Source organism: Mycobacterium hubeiense (assembly GCF_002838065.1).
Classification (GTDB): domain Bacteria; phylum Actinomycetota; class Actinomycetes; order Mycobacteriales; family Mycobacteriaceae; genus Mycobacterium; species Mycobacterium hubeiense.
Map to the genome: position 1 here is coordinate 1 of NZ_PIZU01000125.1, position 826 is coordinate 826.

Annotated in this window: 1 protein-coding gene; it reads left to right on the forward strand. The window is 66.8% G+C overall.

Going from position 1 to position 826, the window contains the following annotated elements; all coding sequences use genetic code 11:
* A partial coding sequence (locus CWS39_RS28340) for an IS110 family RNA-guided transposase (RefSeq protein ID WP_102146121.1) occupies nt 1-826 on the forward strand: 826 nt, incomplete at both ends.

The following is an 826-nucleotide window of genomic DNA, read 5'->3' on the forward strand; positions in this document are numbered from 1 at the left end:
ATTGGGCCGCCGATGCGCTCGCCGAGCTGGGTGCACGGGTGCATCTGGCACACCCGCTCGGGGTGAAGGCGTTTTCGTATCGGCGGGTCAAAAACGATCAACGCGACGCCGCCGATCTGGCCGACCTGTTGCGCATGGATCGGCTGGCGCACGCGTGGATCGCGCCGCCGGAAACCAGGGAATTGCGGGAGCTGGTGCGGCACCGGGCCAAACTGGTCGCGATGCGTTCCCAGTGCAAGGCCCACGTGCACGCGGTGTTGGCCAAGGGCGGGATCTGGGTGCCAATGAGCGACCTGTTCGGCGTCGAGGGAAACCTGCTGCTGGACAAGGTCACGATGCCCGCACCGTACAAGGAACGTATCGCCTCACTGCGCCGGTTCATCGCAGCCTTCGATGCCGAGATCGACCTGTTCGCCGGTGTGGTGCAGCGCCGGCTGACCCATGATGCCGGCTACACCGCGATCCAGCAGATCCCCGGCATCGGGCCGGTGCTGGCGGCGGTGTTCGTCGCCGAGATCGGCGACGTGCACCGCTTCGCTGGCCCCGCCCAGTTGACCTGTTGGGCCGGGCTGACGCCGTCGCACCACGAATCCGACACCACGGTGCACCGGGGCCGGATCACCAAACAAGGTTCGCGCCTGGTGCGGTGGGCGGCAGTCGAGTCGGTGAAAATTCTGCCGAAGAGCAGCCTTATCGGCGGCATCCGAGAAAAGGTCGCTCAACGTCGCGGCAACCCCAACATCGGCGCGGTGGCCGCGGCCCGAAGGCAGCTCGAGCTCGTCTTCTACGGACTGCGCGATCACCATGTCCGGGCCCTGCATCGCTC